Source organism: Metallococcus carri (genome assembly GCF_011440275.1).
Lineage (GTDB): Bacteria > Actinomycetota > Actinomycetes > Actinomycetales > Dermatophilaceae > Metallococcus > Metallococcus carri.
On the sequence record NZ_JAAOIV010000009.1, the window covers coordinates 41922 to 60506 of the forward strand.

Consider the following 18585-nt stretch of genomic DNA (forward strand, 5'->3'; position numbering starts at 1 on the left):
GCCTGCGCTCCCGCCATCTGCGCGAAAAGCGGGTGATCGATGAGCTGTGGACATCGCGACCCACACCGCCGACGAGCCTGGGGATAACCAGTGTCCGCAGATCCGCAGCACCGCTCGTGCGCACCCGCGGCCACACGCCGCGGGCCCCGCCCAGCGTCCGCAGATCCGCACCACCGCTCGTGCACAAACGCGGACACACGCCGCGGGCCCCGCCCAGTGTCCGCAGATCCGCACCACCGCTCGTGCACAAACGCGGACACCCGCGGCGGACCCCGCCCAGTGTCCGCAGATCCGCACCACCGCTCGTGCACAAACGCGGACACACGCCGCGGGCCCCGCCCAGCGTCCGCAGATCCGCACCACCGCTCGTGCGCACCCGCGGACACACCAGCCAAGCGGACCCGGGAACGACCGCCGCCGCCCACTACCCTCGGCGAAATGACCACGACCGACCGGCCGCGTGCACCCCGCCTCGCGCCCGACCGGCCGCGCGCGCCCCGACTTGCGACCGGCGCCCTCTTCGGGGTCACCTTCGTCTACCTGACCCTGCGGGCCTTCGTCGGCAACGACCTGCGCGACGGCACCTACGTCATCGCTCTGTCGCGCCGGATGGCCGCCGGCGATCTGCCATTCCGCGACGAACTGTCCTTCCACACCCTGGGGTCGGCGTTCGCGGTGCCGTTCACCTGGGTCTGGCTGCGGCTGTTCGACACGACCGGCCTGATCCTGGCCGAACGTCTGTTCACCGTCGCATGGATCTGTCCCCTGCTGTATGCCGCCTACCGCGCCCTCTCGTTCACCCTCCCCAAGGTGCCCTGCGCCGCGGCGATCTGCGCCGCCGGTATGGCGATCCCCTACGCGCTGATCGTCACGAGCTACAACACCGTGTCGATGTTCGGACTGCTGCTGGCGTTCTGCGCGGGCTTCCGGACGATCACGAGCTATCACCGCGGCTGGGCGGTCACGACTGCGATCGCCGCGACCCTCGCCACCATCGGCTTCCCCGCGGTCGGTCTCGGCACCGCGGCCCTGCTCTGCCTCGTCGGCTATGTCGCGCACCACCGCGGCACCCCCTGGCGCACCGTGCTGCGCGACATCGGCGCGCCCTGGCTGACGCTGGTCGTGCTCTTCACACTCGCGCTGGCGCTGCTCGGCTTCGAGTCGCTGCGCTCGGCCCTCGAACTGCAGTCGGCGATGCGCCCGGAGTCGAAGTCGACCCTCGCGATCGCCCGCCTGCTGCGCCACGAGCTCGGCTTCGTCTTCACCACCTGGCGGCCGGCGCTCGCCTTGGTGCTCAGCGTGATCGCGGCCCTCTCCCGGCGCCGGCTCGTCACCAGCGCAGCCGCGATCGTCGCCGGCCTGCTGATGCTCGACCCGGCCATCGAACCGCCCAGCGCCAACACGCTGCACCTCAACACGAACACCTATCCGGCGACCATGGGTCTGCACCTCACGGTGGTGTTGGCGCCCATCGCGGTCCGCGTGGCCCGCGACCACCGCGACTACCGCCGCCTGCTACGCCTGTCACTGGTGGGACTGCTGGCAGCAGCCGGCGTGCAGCAGTCCACCGCCTCGGGCTGGGACTTCGGCGCGGCCATGACCGGCGCCACGCCGCTGTTCACCGCGGTGGTGCTCGGCTACGCCCTGCACCTGCGCGATGCCTGCCTCCCCCGGCCGTTGCGCGCCGCGATGGTGCTGCCCGCGGCGGCCGTGCTCGCCTGCCTGACCGCCGTGGTCTTCTATGACGGCCCGGTGCTGCAGCACCGCGCCCCGGCCACCTCCGGCCCGGCCGCCGGCCTGTGGCTGTCGGACTATTCCAGCCGCGCCAACGCCCGGGTGACCCGGATGACCGGCCTCTGCCCGGCCAACGCACGCGCGCTCATCATCGACGTGCCGGGTGCCTACCTCTGGCTGCCCGCGCGCAGCGCCTCGGTCTCCACCTGGATCAGCCGCCGCGATCTGCACGCGGTGCCGATGGACCGGCAGCTGCAGCTCAAGCCCGATTGCGTCATCGCGGCCAGCCTCGCCGGCGTCGAGAAGGTCGTCCCTGCCGACAATGTCGCACAGAAGCGCCTGCTCACCGGGATGCGCCCCGCCGGCCCACCGATGACCGTCAACCAGTCCCCCGCCAGGGGTGAGGACAGCTTCCAGGTCTGGGTCCGCGCCGACAACCGGCCGCGCTGAGCGCCCGCCGCTAACCCAGCGCCTCCGCCACCTCGCGGACCAACGCCGGGCCGCGGTAGATGAACCCGGTGTAGATCTGCACCAGCGAAGCCCCGGCGTCGGCCAGGGCCCGCGCGTCCGCACCGGTCATCACCCCGCCGACCCCGATCACCGGCAGGGAGGTCGCGGCGGCGACGCGCTGCACGACATACCGCGATCGTCGGGTGAGGGGCGCACCCGACAAGCCGCCGGTTTCGCTCGCGAGCGGCAGATCGGCCGCGGCCAGTCCGTCGCGTGACAGCGTGGTGTTGGTCGCGATGATGCCGCTGGCGTCCGCCCGCTGGGCGACCTCGAGCACGTCGTCAATCGCGCCGTCGGTCAGATCGGGCGCGATCTTGACGAAGACCGGGGTCGGCGCGGCACCCCGAGCGCGCGCGAGTTCCGTTGCGGCAGTGACGATTTCGGCGAGCAGCAGGGCGAGCGGCTCCTTGTCCTGCAGCGAGCGCAGCCCGGGCGTATTGGGGCTGGAGACATTGACCGCCACATAGTCGGCCAGGCCGTCGAGCGCGCGCAACGAGGTCAGATAGTCCTCGGTCGCGTCTTCGACCGGCGTCACCTTGGTCTTGCCGATGCTCACTCCCACCGGTATGCCGACCGCGCCCGCCTCCCGCAGCGTCGTCGCCAAGGCGGGTGCGCCGTGGTTGTTGAAGCCCATCCGGTTGATGATCGCCCGGCTGTCCTGCAACCGGAACAGCCGCGGCCGCTCGTTGCCCGGCTGGGCCTGCGCGGTGACCGTGCCGAGCTCGACATGGCCGAAACCCATTGCGGGCCAAGCCCGCACGGCGACGCCGTCCTTGTCCACGCCGGCGGCCAGCCCGACCCGATTGGGGAACTCGATCCCGGCAACCGTGACCGCAGACCCCGGCATACGGCCGAGGGAGGCGCGCAGCGCCCGCAGCGCGCGGGGCCGGGACGACACCTGGGCGAGCCGGTGCAAGGTCGCGTGGTGTGCGGTCTCGGCATCACCCCCGCCCAGGCGGAACAACCCAGGTCGCACCGCGCGATACCCGAGACCGGTCAGGGAGGTTCGCGGGTCGATCACGGCACCGACTCTATCGACGGAGCTCCCCGCGACGTTCATGTGACGCTCACCGGAGCGTCCGCTTGGCATTCACCGCGATTCCACCCGGCGTGGTGACCCTGAAGATCGTGCGAATAGCAATCGTGTCGGAGTCCTTTCTGCCGAGCCTCAACGGTGTGACGACGAGCGTCTGCCGGGTGCTGGATCGCTTGGCCGACCTCGGCCACGAGGCCCTGGTCGTCTGCCCCGGCCCCGCGCCAGAGACCTACCGCGGATTCCGCGTGCACACCGTTCGCGGGGTGACCTTGCGGCAGTTCCGGGTCGGCCTGCCGAGCTGGGAGATCGAGTCGGCGCTGCGCGCGTTCCGCCCGGACGTGGTCCACGCCGCCTCGCCCTTCGGACTCGGCGCTCGCGGTCTGGCCGCCGCGCGCAACCTCGGCATCCCGACGGTGGCGATCTACCAGACCGACATGCCGTCCTATCTCGGCCAGCACGCCGGCCCGCTGCGCGGCCGCATCGAGAGCACCTCATGGCGCTGGATCCGTCACCTGCACTCGCTCGCGGACATCACCCTCGCGCCGAGCTCGGCAACGATGGATGAGCTTGCGGCACATGGCATTCCGCGGGTCGCGCTGTGGTCGCGCGGCGTCGACACCGAGCTCTACGACCCGGCGCGCCGCAGCGACCCGGATGTCGAGGCGCTGCGCGCCTGCGTCGCCCCGAACGGCGAAACGATCATCGGGTATGTCGGCCGCCTCGCCCCCGAGAAGGAAGTGCACCGACTGCAGGAGGTGCACGACCTCCCCGGCACCTGCCTCGTCATCGTCGGCGACGGCCCGACCCGCGACCGGCTCGAACGGCTGCTGCCCAAGGCGCACTTCCTCGGCTACCGCTCGGGTGTGCCCCTCGCGCAGGCGTATGCCGCCCTCGACGTCTTCATGCACACCGGCACTCGGGAGACCTTCGGGCAGACCCTGCAGGAGGCGATGGCGGCCGGGCTGCCGGTCGTCGCACCGGCAATGGGCGGCCCGCTCGACATCGTCAAGCCGGGTGTGACGGGGCTGCTCTTCGACCCGGCCCACCCCGGTGCGCTGCGCCAGGCGGTTGGCGGCCTGGTCAACGACGAGGCGATGCGCACCCGGATGGGCGTCAGCGCGCGCGGCAAGGTCGAGCAGCGCGGCTGGGCGCGGATGGTCGATCAGCTGCTGGAGTTCTACGCCGACGTGGTCACCCCGGCCCACCTGCGCCGGGTCGCCTGAGTCGGTCGCAGCGGCACCGCGGCGAGCAACTCTCGCCGGCGCTCCTGCCACCGCGGCAACGGCTCGGAGCGCAGCCGCCCGGCGCACGCACGGGCCAGGCCCTCATCCAGCGCGAGCGGCGCCACCTCGACGCCGAACGCCGAGTAGTAGTCGGCGTATTTGTAGCCACCGCCGGTCACCCGCCCCGAGATCGGCATCCAGTGACCCGGCACACCGAAGGCTTCGGCCGCGATCAGCCCGTGCAGGCTGGAGGACAGCACCAGACGGCTCGCCGCGATCTCGGCGGCGACCTGCCGGGCCGGCGCCATCACGTCGACGACATGCACCTGTGGGTGCCGTCGCAGCGCCGCCCGCAGGTCCGCATCGTCGAAGTCGACGAAATGCGGCACGACGCTCACGTCATACCGCTTGGGGATGCTCAGCAGATCGGGATAGACCAGATCCAGCAGTATGCCGGGGTCACCGAGTGCCACCTTCGCCGCGCGGCCGGCGGCCAGCCGTTCGCGGGAGAGCTGGCCGCGCACGGCGTGGACCCGGAGGGGCGCCCCGCTCCACGCCCCGCCGTCCTCGATGAAGCCGGTGCCCCAGACGTGCGGACGCAGCGGATTGCGTTCCTCCTGCAACCACTCCAGCAGGGAGCCCTGCGCCATCAGGTCGCAGTTGGCCAGCGAGGCCGCCTTGACCTGCACCCCGAAGATCGTGCTCACGACGATCGGTGCCAGCTGGTCACCGAAGTTGCCGCGTGCGGCGGGCACCGCCGCGGAGCCGAGGCGCACGGCCCCCGTCCGCCATACCCCCGTCGGCGGTCCCCACCGCCGCACCTGCGATTTCAGGCTCACGCTCGCAGTGTGGCAGCAGTCGGACGATGTGCGGGAGCTGTGCCAGGGAAATGGTGTGGTGGCCACAAGAATCCGCTGCCGCCCGCGCGATCGCGAGCGGCAGCGGAGTCGAGGAAAGGAGTGGCTCAGCCGGCGTACTTCTTGGCGGTGCGGAAGTCCTTGTTGAGCTGGCTGATGACGTCCAGCGGGATCTCCTTGGGGCACGCGGTGGCGCACTCACCGATGTTGGTGCAGCCGCCGAAGCCTTCGGCGTCGTGCTGGTTGAGCATGTTCACCACGCGGGGTGACCGCTCGGCTTGACCCTGCGGCAGCTCGCCGAGGTGGGTCACCTTCGCGCCGAGGAAGAGCATCGCCGAGGCGTTCGGGCAGGCCGCGGCGCACGCACCGCAGCCGATGCAGGTCGCGGTGTCGAAGGCCCGGTCGGCGGCGACCTTCGGCACCTGGATGTTGTTGGCCTCCGGGGCGGCACCGGTGTTGACCGAGATGTAACCGCCGGCCTGGATGATCCGGTCGAAGGCCGACCGGTCCACGACCAGGTCGCGGATGATCGGGAAGGCCGAGGCGCGCCACGGCTCGATGGTGATGGTCTCGCCGTCCTTGAACGAGCGCATGTGCAGCTGGCAGGTCGTGGTGACCTCGGGCCCGTGTGCCTCGCCGTTGATCATCAGCGAGCACATGCCGCAGATGCCTTCGCGACAGTCGCTGTCGAAGGCGACCGGCTCCTCGCCGCGCGCCTGCAGCTGCTCGTTGAGCACGTCGAGCATCTCCAGGAAGGACATGTCCTCGGTGATGCCCTCGACCGGGTAGTCGACGAGCCGGCCGGCATCCGCGGCGTCGTTCTGCCGCCAGATCTTCAGGGTGAGATTCACTGAATTCCTCGCATGGTCTTGGGGAGAAGCAGGTCGCTCGTCACTTGTAGCTGCGCTGCTTGAGTTCGATGAACTTGTAGACGAGGTCTTCCTTGTGCAGCACCGGGTTCAGGCGGTCCGCGCCCTCCCCGAACTGCCAGGCAGCGACATACGCGAAGTGCTCGTCGTCGCGCAGCGCCTCGCCGTCCTCGGTCTGGGACTCGGCGCGGAAGTGACCGCCGCAGGACTCCCGGCGGTGCAGCGCGTCGATGCACATGAGCTCGCCGAGCTCGAGGAAGTCGGCCACCCGGCCGGCCTTCTCCAGCGACTGGTTGAGCGAGTCGGCAGTGCCGAGCACCCGCACATTGCGCCAGAACTCCGCGCGCAGTGAGCGGATCAGGTCGATCGCCTTGCGCAGACCCTCCTCGGTGCGCTCCATGCCGCAGTACTCCCACATGATGTGGCCGAGTTCCTTGTGGAAGGAGTCGACGGTGCGCTCGCCGTTGATCGACAGCAGCTTCTCGATGCGGCCACGCACCGACTCCACCGCCTCGATCACCTCGGGCGCGTCCTGCGCGACCGGCTCGAACGGGCCGTCGGCGAGGTAGTTGCGGATGGTGTTGGGCAGCACGAAGTAGCCGTCACCGAGGCACTGCATCAGCGAGGAGGCACCCAGCCGGTTGGCGCCGTGGTCGGAGAAGTTGGCCTCACCGACGGCATACAGGCCGGTGATGGTGGTCTCCAGGTCGTAGTCGACCCACAGCCCGCCCATCGTGTAGTGCACGGCCGGGTAGATGCGCATCGGCACCTCGCGCGGATCCTCACCGGTGATCCGCTGGTACATGTCGAACAGGTTGCCGTATTTGGCGTCGATCGCCGCCCGGCTCATCCGCGAGAGCGCGTCGGAGAAGTCGAGGTAGACGCCGCGGCGGAAGTCGCCGACCAGCGGTCCGACCCCGCGGCCCTCGTCGCACATGTACTTCGCCTGACGGGAGGCGATATCGCGCGGCACGAGGTTGCCGAAGGAGGGATAGATCCGCTCCAGGTAGTAGTCGCGGTCCTCCTCGGGGATATCGCGCGGGTCCTTGTCGGCGTCCTCCTTGCGCTTGGGCACCCAGATGCGCCCGTCATTGCGCAGCGACTCCGACATCAGCGTCAGCTTGCTCTGGTGGTCACCCGAGACCGGGATGCAGGTCGGGTGGATCTGGGTGTAGCAGGGGTTGCCGAAGTAGGCGCCCTTGCGGTGCGCGCGCCAGGTGGCGGTGGTGTTGCAGCCCATCGCGTTGGTCGACAGGAAGAACACATTGCCGTAGCCGCCGGAGGCGAGCACGACCGCGTCGGCCAGATGCGACTCGATCTTGCCGGTGACCATGTCGCGGGTGACGATGCCGCGGGCGCGGCCGTCGACCACGATCAGCTCGAGCATCTCGTGCCGGGTGAACTGCTCGACGGTGCCGGCGGTGACCTGGCGCTCCATCGCCTGGTAGGCGCCGATCAGCAGCTGCTGGCCGGTCTGGCCGCGAGCGTAGAAGGTGCGGGCCACCTGCACGCCGCCGAAGGAGCGGTTGTCGAGCAGGCCGCCGTAGTCGCGCGCGAAGGGCACGCCCTGGGCGACGCACTGGTCGATGATGTTGGTGCTGACCTCGGCCAGGCGGTAGACATTCGTCTCGCGCGAGCGGTAGTCGCCACCCTTGACCGTGTCGTAGAACAACCGGTAGGTGGAGTCGCCGTCGTCGTTGTAGTTCTTCGCGGCGTTGATGCCACCCTGCGCGGCGATCGAGTGCGCGCGCCGCGGGCTGTCCTGGTAGCAGAAGGACTTCACGTGATAGCCCGCCTCGCCCAGCGTGGCGGCGGCCGAGGCTCCGGCCAGGCCGGTCCCGACGATGATCACCGACAGCTTGCGGCGGTTGGCCGGGTTGACCAGCTTGTTGGTGAACTTCGCGCGCGTCCAGATCTGCTCGATCGGCAGATCCTTGGGTGCCTTGGTGTCGGCGATGGGGTCACCGACGGTGTAGAGGTCGTCGACCTGCGTCATGGTGTGTGCCCCTTACTTGATGACGCCGAACAGAATGAACAGCGGCGGGAGGATGAAGCCGATCGCGACGACGAGCGCGATCACCAGGCCCGCCGTCTTAGCGATCCGGCGCGCCCGCGGAGTGGTGGTCCACCCCAGCGTCTGCGCGGCGCTCCACACGCCGTGGTGCAGGTGGAAGCCCAACGCGATCATCGCGAGGATGTAGAGCAGCGTCAGCCACCACACCTGGAAGGCGTGCACGGTCAGCTGGAAGGGGTTGTGCTGGAAGGCTCCCCCGCCGCTGCCGACGTTGAACTTCACGATGGTGAACTGCAGCAGGTGCCAGATCACGAACAGCAGCAGGAAGAGCCCGCCCCAGCGCATCGTCTTGCTCGAAAGCGACTGGGAGACAGCCTTTTTCACGGCGTACTTCTGCGGCCGCGCCTCGTTGGCGCGCCGCCAGAGGGCCACCGCGCTGTAGACATGCAGGATCAGGCTGAGCCCGAGCACGACCTCCAGGATCGTCAGCAGACCGCGCCGCGGGAGCATCGGCTCACCGATGGTCCGCAGGTGCTCGGCGTAGGTGTTGAACGACCGCTCGCCGGAGAACAACTTGAGGTTGCCGTACATGTGCGCGAGGACGAACAGGATGAAGATGATCCCGGTGACCGCCATCAGGGTCTTCAGGAAGATCGTGCTCCCTGCCTTGCCGGTCCGCCGCGTCGCGGGAAGGGTTTGGGTTGCCACAAAAGCTCAGGTTAGACCCTGCTCCCAGACGGGTTGGGGTGAGGCTCGCCTGAGTTAGCTAGCTCACATTCGCCGCCGCAAGGGTGAACCGTCGCACCGACTGCCAGACGCCGTCCTCGTGCTGGTGATAGAGGTCGAAGCCGTCCACCTCGAAGCTCGCGTCGAAGGTCGCCAGCTCATCGAAGGCCGCCTGCAAACGCTCCTCCGGCACATTCTGGGCGATCGTCACGTGCGGGTGATAGGGAAACTCCAGCGCCCGGTCGACCGGCCCGGAGCGCACCTGCGCCTGCAGCAGTTCGCACTGGCCGATGCCCTCGGCGACCGCGACGAACACCACCGGCGAGATGGGCCGGAAGCTGCCCGTCCCGCGCAGCGTCATCCGGAATGCCGTATGCCGGGCCGCCACCTCGCGCAAGTGGGTCTCGAAGTCCTCCAGTCCGATCTTGGCCACCTCGGTCGGCGGCAGCAGCGTCACATGCGGCGGCACCGCATGCGCGAGCGGATCTCCCGCCGCTTCACGCGCCGCGGCGAGGCGGGCGCCATACGGCGGCGGGATGGGGATCGAGACCCCGACGGTGCGCATCAGGCGCTGGGCACGAAGCCGACGGCGTCATACGCCCGGCGCAGCACGACCGCGGAGACCGCGCGGGCCCGCTCGGCGCCGCGGGCGAGGATGGCGTCGAGCTCGGCCGGGTCGGCGAGCAACTCCTCCACCCGCGCCTTGAACGGCACCTGCACCTGGGCGACGAGCTCGGCGACATCCTTCTTCAGCCTGCCGTACTGGTTCTCCCCCGCGTAGCGCTCGACGAGCACGCCGACCGGGTCGCCGGAGAGCGCGGAGTGGATGCGCAGCAGGTTGGCGATCCCCGGCTTGGCCTCCGGGTCGTAGCGCACGGCATTGTCCAGATCGGTGACGGCCGAGCGGATCTTCTTGGCGTTGACCTTCGGCTCGTCGAGCATCATCAGGTTGCCGTTCTGGTTGTCGGCCGATTTGCTCATCTTGGCGGTCGGCTCGACCAGCGACATGATCTTGGCGGTCTCGGCCGGGATGTGCGGCTCGGGCACCACGAAGGTCTCGCCGTAGCGCGCGTTGAACCGCTGGGCCAGATCGCGGGTGAGCTCCAGATGCTGGCGCTGGTCCTCACCGACCGGCACCGCGGCGGTGTCGTAGAGCAGGATGTCGGCGGCCATCAGCATCGGGTAGGTGAACAGCCCGACGGTGGTGCCCTCCGCGCCGCGCTTGCCGGCCTTGTCCTTGAACTGCGTCATCCGGGCGGCCTCGCCATACCCGGTGATGCAGTTGAGGATCCAGGCGAGCTGGCTGTGCTCGGGCACCTGCGACTGCACGAAGAGCGTGGACTGCTCGGGGTCGATGCCGCCGGCAATGTATTGGGCGGCGGTGATGAGGGTGCGCCGGCGCAGGTCCGCAGGATCGGGATTGACGGTCAGCGCGTGCTGGTCCACGACACAGAAGAATGCGTCGTAGTCGGCCTGCATGCGCACCCAATTCACCTGCGCCCCAAGGTAATTGCCGAGGTGGAGCGAGTCGTGGGTGGGCTGCATCCCGGACAGGATGCGCGGCTGCGCGGACGTCATGAGCCGTCATTCTTGCAAAGCGCCGACGGCACCTCGGGTCAGGCCGTGCAGCTGGGCGCCGACTTCAGCGCGGCGGCGGCCTTGTCGTAGGACGCCAGGCGGCCCGGCGCCCGGTTGACCAGCGACATCCAGGACTTCAGGTAGCTGCCGAACTCGGCATGCTCCTTGGTCTTCATCGCACCCAGGTGGCTGCTCCAGTCGGCGGCAATCGGCTGGCCCGCGGTGAGCACCCCGGCGACCTTGCTCGCCCGGTCGCGGCAGGCCTGCGGGATGTCCTGGGACGCGCAGCCGTTCGGTGTCTTGTCGTATGCCGTCTGCGCCGTGCGGTAGGCGGCGACCTCCTGGTCGCCGTTCTTCTTGCTGGCGGCCCAGGTCGCCTTGGCCTTGGCGACCGGCATGGTGCCGGCGTTGACGCCGCGCTGGGCCGAGGTGTGCTGGTTCCAGTGCGTGGTGATCGGCACCAGCGTGGCGGCCACGGCCTCGCCGGCCTTGATCCGGGCGACGCAGGCCGCGGTGCCGGTGGCTGCCGTGGTCGCGTTGGCGCTGTCGCTGCTGGCACCGTCACTGCTGGCGGTGCCGCTGCTGGTTGTGTCGGTGCTCGCGTTGCCGTCGGCCGACGACGAGTCACCGGCCGCTCCCCCACCGCCGTCGCCGGCCGTGCCCTGCACGGTGGTGCGGGTGGCATCGGTGCCACCGCCATCTCGCATCGTCGCCCAGGCGACCCCAGCGCCCGCGCCGACGACGACCACGGCGGCGGCGATCGCCATACCTGCGCGGTTGCGGCGCGCGGCCAGTGCTTGTTCGCGACGCTCGCGTCGCGCAGATCGTTCTCCCATAACGGTGCCCTTCTCCCAACCCCAGCGCTCACCGTAGACGGGCGGAGCCGATGGTGCACCCACTCGCGGCGCGCGAATTCGCCGCGGATGCGAGGATGCCCCCATGCTCGCCCGTCAACGGCAGGAACAGATCTTGCGGCAGGTGCAGGAGAGCGGTGGGGTGCGCGTCACCGATCTCGTGACGCAGTTCGGGGTCAGCGACATGACCGTCCGGCGCGATATCGAAGCCCTCGCCGCCAAGGGTCTGGTCGACCGCGTGCACGGCGGCGCGACCCGGGCCACAGAGCGGAGCGTGGACGAGCCCGGCTTCCAGGTGAAGTCGGAGATGAACACCCTGCTGAAGTCCGAAATCGCCCGCACCGCAGCGAGTTTGATCCAGCCCGGGTCCTCGGTCGCCGTCTCTGCTGGCACCACGGCGTATGCCGTCGCCGTCGCCCTGCAACCCCTCAAAAGGCTCACCGTGGTCACCAATTCGCCGCGCGTCGAGGAGGTGCTGCACGACCCCGAGCGGGACGACCGGTTGGTGGTGTTGACCGGCGGGGTGCGGACGCCCTCGGACGCTCTGGCCGGCCCGGTGGCCAATGCGATGCTGGCGACCACGCATGTGGACACCCTCATCCTCGGCGTGCACGGCATCGACCTGGAAGCCGGGCTCACCACGCCGAATCTGCAAGAGGCACAGACGAATCGGGCGCTGATCAAGTCCGCCAAGCGCGTCGTCGTGGTGGCCGACCACAGCAAGTGGGGCGTCATCGGCCTGTCGACGATCGCCACGCTCGACGACATCCACATCCTGGTCACCGACGCCAACCTCGATGAGGAAGCACGACGGGAGATCAGCGAGCACGGCGTGCAGCTGATCGTGGCCCAGGAGAACTAACCGGCCCGGCCGGGATTGAACTCCTCGACCAGCGGCACAACGTCGGCGATCGAGTCCACCACCCGGGTCGGCAGGAACGGGAAGCGCTCCACCTGGTCGCGGCGGGTCGACCCGCTCAGCACCAGGATCGACCGCAGCCCGGCCTCCAGCCCGCTGACGATGTCGGTGTCCATCCGGTCGCCGATCATCACCGTGGTCTCGGAGTGCGCCTCGATCTTGTTGAGCGCGCTGCGCATCATCAGCGGGTTGGGCTTGCCGACGTAGTAGGGCTCGACGCCGGTCGCCTTGGTGATCAGCGCGGCGATCGATCCGGTCGCGGGCAGCTTGCCCTCGGGCGACGGACCGCTCGGGTCGGGGTTGGTCGCGATGAAGCGAGATCCGTTGTCGATCAACCGGATTGCCCGGGTGATCGCCTCGAAGGAGTAGGTGCGCGTCTCCCCCAGCACGACATAATCGGGGTCGCGCGAGGACATCACATAACCCACGTCGTGGATCGCGGTCGTGAGGCCGGCCTCGCCGACGACATACGCGCTGCCGCCGCTGCGCTGGTCGGCGAGGAACTGCGCGGTGGCCAGCGCGGAGGTCCAGATCGCGTCCTCCGGCAGGTCGATGCCGCTGGCGTGCAGCCGGGCGCGCAGATCGCGCGGGGTGAAGATCGAGTTGTTGGTGAGCACGAGGAAGCGAAGACCGAGCCGCTGCAACACCTCCAGGAACTCCTTGGCGCCGGGAATGGCGTGCTCCTCGTGCACGAGCACACCATCCATGTCGGTGAGCCAGCAGTCCACGGGGCGGCGGTTGGTCGTCATACCGGCATTCTTCCGGCCGGATGCTCGACGCGCGAGTATGCCGGGCGCGCGGGGCCCACTCGGGCCGGGTCGCCGTATCATGAGCCCGTCTCAGACCCGAAAGGGTGTTCCGAGGGGGAAGAGCGGCCAGCAGTGACCATTATCGATTTCGTCCGCGTACTCCGGGCCAGCGCGCGGGTGCTGCTGCTCGGCCTGCTCCTCGGCGTCCTGCTGGGCTTCGGCTACAGCTTCACCAAGCCCAAGCTCTACCAGGCGACCGCGCAGGGAGCGGTGGTCGCGGGCAGCAGCGCGTCGACCGGGGATGCGTTCTCCAGCATGTCGCTCGCCACCTCCAAGGCCCAGCAGTATGCCGCGCTGGCGAGCAGCGGCCCGGTGGCGCAAGCGGCGGCCAAGACAGCGGGCGTGCCGGTCGGGGCGGGCAGCATCTCGGCGGCGCCGGGCACCGGGGGCACGATCATCAACTTCACCGTCACCTCCCGCGACCCGGAGGTGGCCCGCAAGCTGGCGGACGCGGCGGTGACCGCGACCCGTGACGAGGGCCGCAAGATGGACACGCTCACCGCGACCGGTGGGAATGCCGGCAACAGCGTGGTGTCGATCTTCCCGTTCGACAACGCGACGCAGCCGTCCAAGCCGTTCTCGCCGAATATCCCGCTCTATCTGACGCTCGGCGGCATCCTCGGCGCGCTCGCAGCCTTCGCCTATGTGCTGGTGCGGCGCAAGCTGGACCGCCGCGTCAACCACGTCGCCGAGATCGAGAAGATCGTGCACGCGAGCGTGCTCGGCGTGATCCCGAAGGTGAACGAACTATCGGGCAAGCGCCGTGGTGGTCTCGGCCGGCTCGGCCCGGCGTCCGAGGCGATGCGCATGTTGCGCACCAACCTGCGGTTCGTCGACGTCGACAACCCGCCGCGCAGCATCGTCATCACCAGCGCCAACCCGGGCGAGGGCAAGTCGACGGTGTCGGCCAACCTGGCCCGGGTGCTGGCCGAGGCCGGGCAGCCGGTCGTGCTCGTCGACGCCGACCTGCGCAAGCCGATGGCCGCCACCATCTTCGATGTCGACGCGAGCGTGGGGCTGACCCAGGTGCTGGCCGGTGACGTCGCCCCGGCCGATGTCATCGTGGCGAGCGAGCACGAGAATCTCCACGTCCTGCCCGCCGGCCGGGTGCCGCCGAACCCGAGCGAACTGCTCGGCTCGCAGCGGATGGCCCAGCTCGTGCAATATCTCGCCAAGGACTATCTCGTCCTGCTCGATGCCCCGCCCCTGCTGCCGGTCACCGATGCCGGGTTGCTGAGCGCGCACTGCGATGGCGCGATCCTCGTGCTGCAGGTCGGCAAATCGCGCGTCGAGCACGCGCAGCTGAGCGCCAAGATGATGGACCACGTCAAGGCGCGCCTCTACGGCGTCGTGCTCAATATGGCGCCGCGTCGCGGTCTCGGGTCGGTCATTTACGGTTACGGCTACGGCGGCAAGGCGTATGGCGGTTATGGCTACGGCTACGGCTCGAAGTCCAAGAAGGCACCGCAGGCTCCGGCGGTGATGCCCGACTCCGACCCGGCCACTCGTCCGGCGGCCGCAGCGGCGGAGGCCACGCCGGCTGAGGAGCCCAAGTCACGAGCTCACCGGCGGCGCCTCAGCCGCCGCTAGCTCGCCATACCTGCCCTCGGGCTCGTCTTGGTCACCCTTGGGCATAGTCGGTGTGGTCGCGCACGGATTCGAAGTCGGCCTCGCTGAGGTAATGGCACCACGGACGCTGGGTGTCGCTGAAGCGCAGCCGATGGCATTCAGACCAGGCTGCAACTTCGACGTGACACTGAGGCAGGTCGAAGACCGTTTCAACCGCCGGTAGCAGGTCCTTGTCGTGGGAGAAGATGAACGGCGGCGAGCCGCACTGCGTCCACCGCGAGAGCTACGTCGATGCCCTTCTCCGCGGGCGGGATCGCCGGCCACTCGTCCGGGTAGGACAGATTTCGCCGAATCACGGTGACGCCCTCGGCGGCCCAGTCTGCAGCTTGCCTATCGTTCGCTGCGGCCGAAAGCTCTTGCTTCCAAGGATTGGGGCGGCCGCGGTACACGCGCACTTCGTGCAACATGCTCGGCCGTCGGCGACGACCCACGATCAGGTCGGCCACCCGGCGCGGGTACACGTGCCCACTTGCGCCGCGGTCCGATCCGTAGCTCAGGAACCGCCGCTGCGCGGTTCTCTGGACGTTCTCATAGTCAAGGAGAACCGTCACGCGGTCCAGACCATTCACTGGCACGAGCGTCGCCACCTCCCCAGGACAAAAAAACCCCGCCATTCCCATGAGGGAGGCGGGGCGGAATGACTGAACCTTAGGCGACCGCGCGATATCGCGCAAGACCCAGCGTAAAAGACACGCAACCCGAAGCCCCCGGCTCAGCCGAAATCTTGAGCCTCACCGGCGGCGCCTCAGCCGCCGCTAGCTCGCCATACCTGCTCGACCTCCTCACGCAGGGCGGCAGCGAAGGCCTCCTCGCTGAACCGGTCGGCATGCCGGCGCACCCGGTCCCGGTCCCAGCGATGCTCCAGGTTGGTGACGACCGCGGCGCGGATGCCCTCGGCGTTGGGCTGCTCGAAGAAGCTGCCGTTGACCCCGTCGACCACCGTGTCGAGATAGCCGCCCGCGCGCAACGCGAGGGTCGGGACGCCAAAAGCGTTGCCCTCCAACGGAGTCAGCCCGAAATCCTCGAACGATGTCGCGATGACGGCGGCGGCTTCGGCATACGCCCAGCGCAGTTGCGCGTCACTGATGCCACTGAGGATGCGCACATTGCCGGGTAGGTCCGCCCGCAGGCGCGCTTCGAGCGGGCCGCGCCCGACCACGAGCAAGCGCTGGCCGGGCAGATCGCGGAAGGCGGCGATCGCTTCGGGGACGTTCTTGTAGGGCAGCAGCCGCGAGACCAGCAGGTGGTGACGTATGCCGGGATCGCCCCAGCCGTTGAGTTCGGCGATCGGGGCGCGCGGTGCGCTGGCGTCGATGCTGTGCGGCGGGTGGACGATCGTGGCGTCGCGACCGTATGCCGTCTTGATCCGGTCGCGCACGACCGTCGAGTTGGCGAGATAGCGGGCCGGCCGGCGCGCGGCTTGCTGGTCCCAGTGCAGCAGCGCGGGGTGCATGGCGCGCAGCGCGGGGCGCACCCAGCCGGGTTGTTCGCCGAGATATTGGTCGGCCAGATAGAGCCACCGGGCCGGTGAGTGGCAGTAGGCGATCAGCCGGCCGTTGGTGCGGAAGCCGTGCGCCCAGCCCGAGGTCGAAGCGAGCACGACATCGGCGTCGATGTGGACGGCCGAGGAAGCCGCCGGAAGCAGCGGCAACGCGAAGCGATGCCGCTGCCGCAGGGTGCGAATTCGGTTGAGCGGGCTGGGTTTCACCGGCAGGTCACGAAACTCGGGGAAGGTCAGCTCCGGCTCGTAGAGCGTGGTGTAGATCGGTGCTCCCGGGAAGGCCCGCGCCATCGACAGCACGACGCGTTCGGCACCGCCGAGCTGGGTGAGGTAGTCGTGAGCGATCGCGACCCGCGGCCCCGTCATACCGTCTCCAGGATGCGGGCGACGGTCGCGGCCGGCGCCTGCTCGGGCATCGGCCAGGCCGGCGTCGGGTCGCTCCCCCACCTGGACAGGCCATAGCGGTCCCAGAAGTCGCGCACCCAGCCCGGCGGATCGGGGTGGGTCACCCAGGCGGGCAGGCCGCGCTGCGCAGCCTCGACGGTGCCGGTCGAGAAGATCGACACGACCGGGCGGCCGAGCTCGGCCAGGTCGCGTCCCGACTGCTCGAAGGTGATGCCGCCGGCCCGCATCGCGCGATGCAGCGCTCGGGAGACGACATCGGCCTCGTTGGGATGGGGTCGATAGTCGGCGTCTTCGCGGCGGCAGAACTCCCAATAGGTCCGCAGCGTCTGCGATCGCGGCAGCTCTTCACCGTGCAGTTGGCCGAGCATGAGCAACCGATCCCCCTTCGCCGTCGCCGGTGGCAATTGCGTTGTCCGCCACAGCAGTTCAGAGCCGACCACCGTGGCGGTGACGGACGGACGACCGGCGGTCCAGTAGCCCGCGTCGGCTTCGGTCCAGGCGAGCACGAGGTCGCCATCGGCCGCGGGCGGCGACCACGGGGTGAGCAGACCGTGTTGCGCAACCACGAAGGGGATGTCGCGCGCGGTCGCCCAGGGCTTCACCGATCCACTGAGTGCGAGGAAGGAGCCCAGCGAGAGCACGCCGCGGATGCTCGTCGGGAGCTGCTGCGGCCCGGTCCACGTCTGCTCGGTCCAAGCCCCGTCGAGCTCCGGGTCATCGACTGTCAGCACCGCGGTGCGGGCCAGGTCGAGATGAGCGAGCGGGGCGTGCACCGCGGCCCGGTGGCTGGAGGTCAGCTTGTCCAGGACGACGAGGATCGTCGGATCACCTTGTGGCAGAAGCAGTTTCGCCACCTGCGGCACTCGCGGCTTCAGTCGGCCCCGTGCGGCGCGCAGCGCACGCTCGGCCCGCCGGTGGCCGCCCGTCCAGCGCTGCCAGTCCTCCACGCTGGTGAACCGCAATCCCCCGGTCATTCCTGCAACCCCTCCCCGATCGCCGGCTCGGACCGCCGGCGAGTCAACGCCCGGATGTCACCCTCCCAGAGCCCGAGGCCGACACCGAGCCGGACCGCCACCGCGTGCCAATCCCGTTGTGCCCCAGGGCGGCGCCACATCAGCGCCCCGGCGGCTGCGGCGCGCGGCAGGTCGAGTCGCCAGGCCTGGCCGCGCAAGTGCGGGGAGGTGTCGCGCAGGCCGTGCCGGTCGCAGAGTTCGATATGCCCGCGGCCGGCCAGCCGCGCCCGCCGGAAGCTGGATCGCAGGTCGGCACGCTGCCGGATGGCGATCCGCATCGCCGGTGCCCGGTGGATGAGGAAGCCGTGCTGCTGAGCGCGGACGGCGAAGTCGTTGTCCTCATTGCCCCGAACGAGGGAGGCGTCGAATCCGCCTATTGCACAATAGGTTTCGCGTCGGATCGCCAGGTTGCCCCCAAGCACAATCGGGTATGCCGTTGGCCCCGCCGCGCGCTGCAACCGCCCGCCCGGCAGGGAGTCGAGGCGGGTCCGCCATACCTGCTCGACGGTGGTGAACTCACGGTCGGCGAGGGTGACGTCCATCCCGCAGGCGAGCTCGACCTCGTCCAACGCGGCCGCACCGGCGGCGACCCAGTCCCGCGCAACGACGTCGTCGGCATCGCAGAAGAGCAGCCGCTCCCCCGACGACTTGGCTACTCCGACATTGCGGGCGTAGCCGGCGCCGGCGCGCGCGGTCGCTGCCACCACCTGCAAACCCGGCACCCTAGCCTGCCACTGGGCGGCCAGGCCGGTGAGCGCGTCGCGCGAACGGTTGTCGACGAGCACGACCTCGAAGTCCGGCGCACCCTCCTGACGAGCGAGCGCTTCGAGCTGCAGCGGCAGCGTGGCGGTCGCGTCGTGGCAGGGCACGATCACGCTCACCTGGTGCATCCTCGTCCTTTCTCCGCC

Annotated in this window: 17 protein-coding genes; 4 read left to right on the forward strand and 13 right to left on the reverse strand. The window is 69.6% G+C overall.

Annotation, left to right across the window (positions count from 1 at the left end):
• The first annotated feature begins 438 nt into the window (after positions 1–438).
• Positions 439–2184 (forward strand): hypothetical protein, encoded by a 1746-nt coding sequence (locus G9U51_RS12275; RefSeq protein WP_166197225.1) that lies wholly within the window; start codon positions 439–441, stop codon positions 2182–2184.
• A 10-nt stretch (positions 2185–2194) separates the two neighbouring features.
• Here G9U51_RS12275 and G9U51_RS12280 read toward each other — a convergent pair whose 3' ends face one another.
• Entirely contained in the window at positions 2195–3265 is a 1071-nt protein-coding gene (locus G9U51_RS12280; protein ID WP_328823461.1) for a quinone-dependent dihydroorotate dehydrogenase, read from the reverse strand.
• Positions 3266–3327: 62 nt separating this feature from the next.
• Between G9U51_RS12280 and G9U51_RS12285 the strand changes: the two genes are divergently transcribed.
• Positions 3328–4503 carry a glycosyltransferase family 4 protein gene (locus G9U51_RS12285; RefSeq protein ID WP_235946058.1) on the forward strand — a complete coding sequence of 392 codons (1176 nt, stop codon included), beginning with the start codon at positions 3328–3330 and terminating at the stop codon, positions 4501–4503.
• Here the strand turns inward: G9U51_RS12285 and G9U51_RS12290 are convergent.
• From G9U51_RS12290 to G9U51_RS12320, 7 genes are all read right to left on the reverse strand, one after another.
• Positions 4458–5342 (reverse strand): polysaccharide pyruvyl transferase family protein, encoded by an 885-nt coding sequence (locus G9U51_RS12290; protein WP_166197227.1) that lies wholly within the window; start codon positions 5340–5342, stop codon positions 4458–4460. The two genes, G9U51_RS12285 and G9U51_RS12290, sit on opposite strands and share 46 nt — an antisense overlap.
• Positions 5343–5467: 125 nt before the next feature.
• Positions 5468–6211 (reverse strand): succinate dehydrogenase/fumarate reductase iron-sulfur subunit, encoded by a 744-nt coding sequence (locus G9U51_RS12295; RefSeq protein ID WP_166197228.1) that lies wholly within the window; start codon positions 6209–6211, stop codon positions 5468–5470.
• Between the two features lie 40 nt (positions 6212–6251).
• Positions 6252–8225 carry a fumarate reductase/succinate dehydrogenase flavoprotein subunit gene (locus tag G9U51_RS12300; protein ID WP_166197229.1) on the reverse strand — a complete coding sequence of 658 codons (1974 nt, stop codon included), beginning with the start codon at positions 8223–8225 and terminating at the stop codon, positions 6252–6254.
• Between the two features lie 12 nt (positions 8226–8237).
• Positions 8238–8951 (reverse strand): succinate dehydrogenase cytochrome b subunit, encoded by a 714-nt coding sequence (locus tag G9U51_RS12305; RefSeq protein ID WP_166197230.1) that lies wholly within the window; start codon positions 8949–8951, stop codon positions 8238–8240.
• 58 nt (positions 8952–9009) lie between these two features.
• Positions 9010–9534, reverse strand: a complete 525-nt coding sequence (locus G9U51_RS12310; RefSeq protein WP_166197231.1) for a 2'-5' RNA ligase family protein — start codon at positions 9532–9534, stop codon at positions 9010–9012.
• On the reverse strand, positions 9534–10547 hold the full coding sequence (trpS, locus tag G9U51_RS12315) for a tryptophan--tRNA ligase (RefSeq protein WP_166197232.1): 1014 nt from the start codon (positions 10545–10547) through the stop codon (positions 9534–9536). The genes G9U51_RS12310 and trpS overlap by 1 nt, the downstream gene beginning before the upstream one ends.
• 38 nt (positions 10548–10585) lie before the next feature.
• Positions 10586–11383, reverse strand: a complete 798-nt coding sequence (locus tag G9U51_RS12320) for a hypothetical protein (RefSeq protein WP_166197233.1) — start codon at positions 11381–11383, stop codon at positions 10586–10588.
• A gap of 103 nt (positions 11384–11486) precedes the next feature.
• Between G9U51_RS12320 and G9U51_RS12325 the strand changes: the two genes are divergently transcribed.
• Positions 11487–12263, forward strand: coding sequence for a DeoR/GlpR family DNA-binding transcription regulator (locus tag G9U51_RS12325; protein ID WP_166197234.1), 777 nt, complete (start codon positions 11487–11489; stop codon positions 12261–12263).
• On the opposite strand, the gene G9U51_RS12330 is transcribed toward G9U51_RS12325, so the two are convergent.
• Positions 12260–13069 carry an HAD-IIA family hydrolase gene (locus G9U51_RS12330; RefSeq protein WP_166197235.1) on the reverse strand — a complete coding sequence of 270 codons (810 nt, stop codon included), beginning with the start codon at positions 13067–13069 and terminating at the stop codon, positions 12260–12262. The genes G9U51_RS12325 and G9U51_RS12330 overlap by 4 nt on opposite strands.
• Positions 13070–13201: 132 nt before the next feature.
• Here G9U51_RS12330 and G9U51_RS17890 point away from each other — a divergent pair, with 132 nt between their 5' ends.
• Positions 13202–14719 (forward strand): polysaccharide biosynthesis tyrosine autokinase, encoded by a 1518-nt coding sequence (locus tag G9U51_RS17890; RefSeq protein WP_166197236.1) that lies wholly within the window; start codon positions 13202–13204, stop codon positions 14717–14719.
• A gap of 188 nt (positions 14720–14907) precedes the next feature.
• On the opposite strand, the gene G9U51_RS17110 is transcribed toward G9U51_RS17890, so the two are convergent.
• The 4 genes from G9U51_RS17110 to G9U51_RS12355 all read right to left on the reverse strand — a co-directional run bounded on the left by G9U51_RS17110 (position 14908) and on the right by G9U51_RS12355 (position 18567).
• Positions 14908–15345, reverse strand: coding sequence for an NYN domain-containing protein (locus G9U51_RS17110; protein WP_207948277.1), 438 nt, complete (start codon positions 15343–15345; stop codon positions 14908–14910).
• Between the two features lie 158 nt (positions 15346–15503).
• Positions 15504–16625 (reverse strand): glycosyltransferase, encoded by a 1122-nt coding sequence (locus G9U51_RS12345; protein WP_166197237.1) that lies wholly within the window; start codon positions 16623–16625, stop codon positions 15504–15506.
• Positions 16622–17638 carry a prephenate dehydrogenase gene (locus tag G9U51_RS12350; RefSeq protein WP_166197238.1) on the reverse strand — a complete coding sequence of 339 codons (1017 nt, stop codon included), beginning with the start codon at positions 17636–17638 and terminating at the stop codon, positions 16622–16624. Before G9U51_RS12350 ends, G9U51_RS12345 begins: the two co-directional genes overlap by 4 nt.
• Positions 17635–18567, reverse strand: coding sequence for a glycosyltransferase (locus G9U51_RS12355; protein WP_166197239.1), 933 nt, complete (start codon positions 18565–18567; stop codon positions 17635–17637). The genes G9U51_RS12350 and G9U51_RS12355 overlap by 4 nt, the downstream gene beginning before the upstream one ends.
• Positions 18568–18585 lie beyond the last annotated feature (18 nt).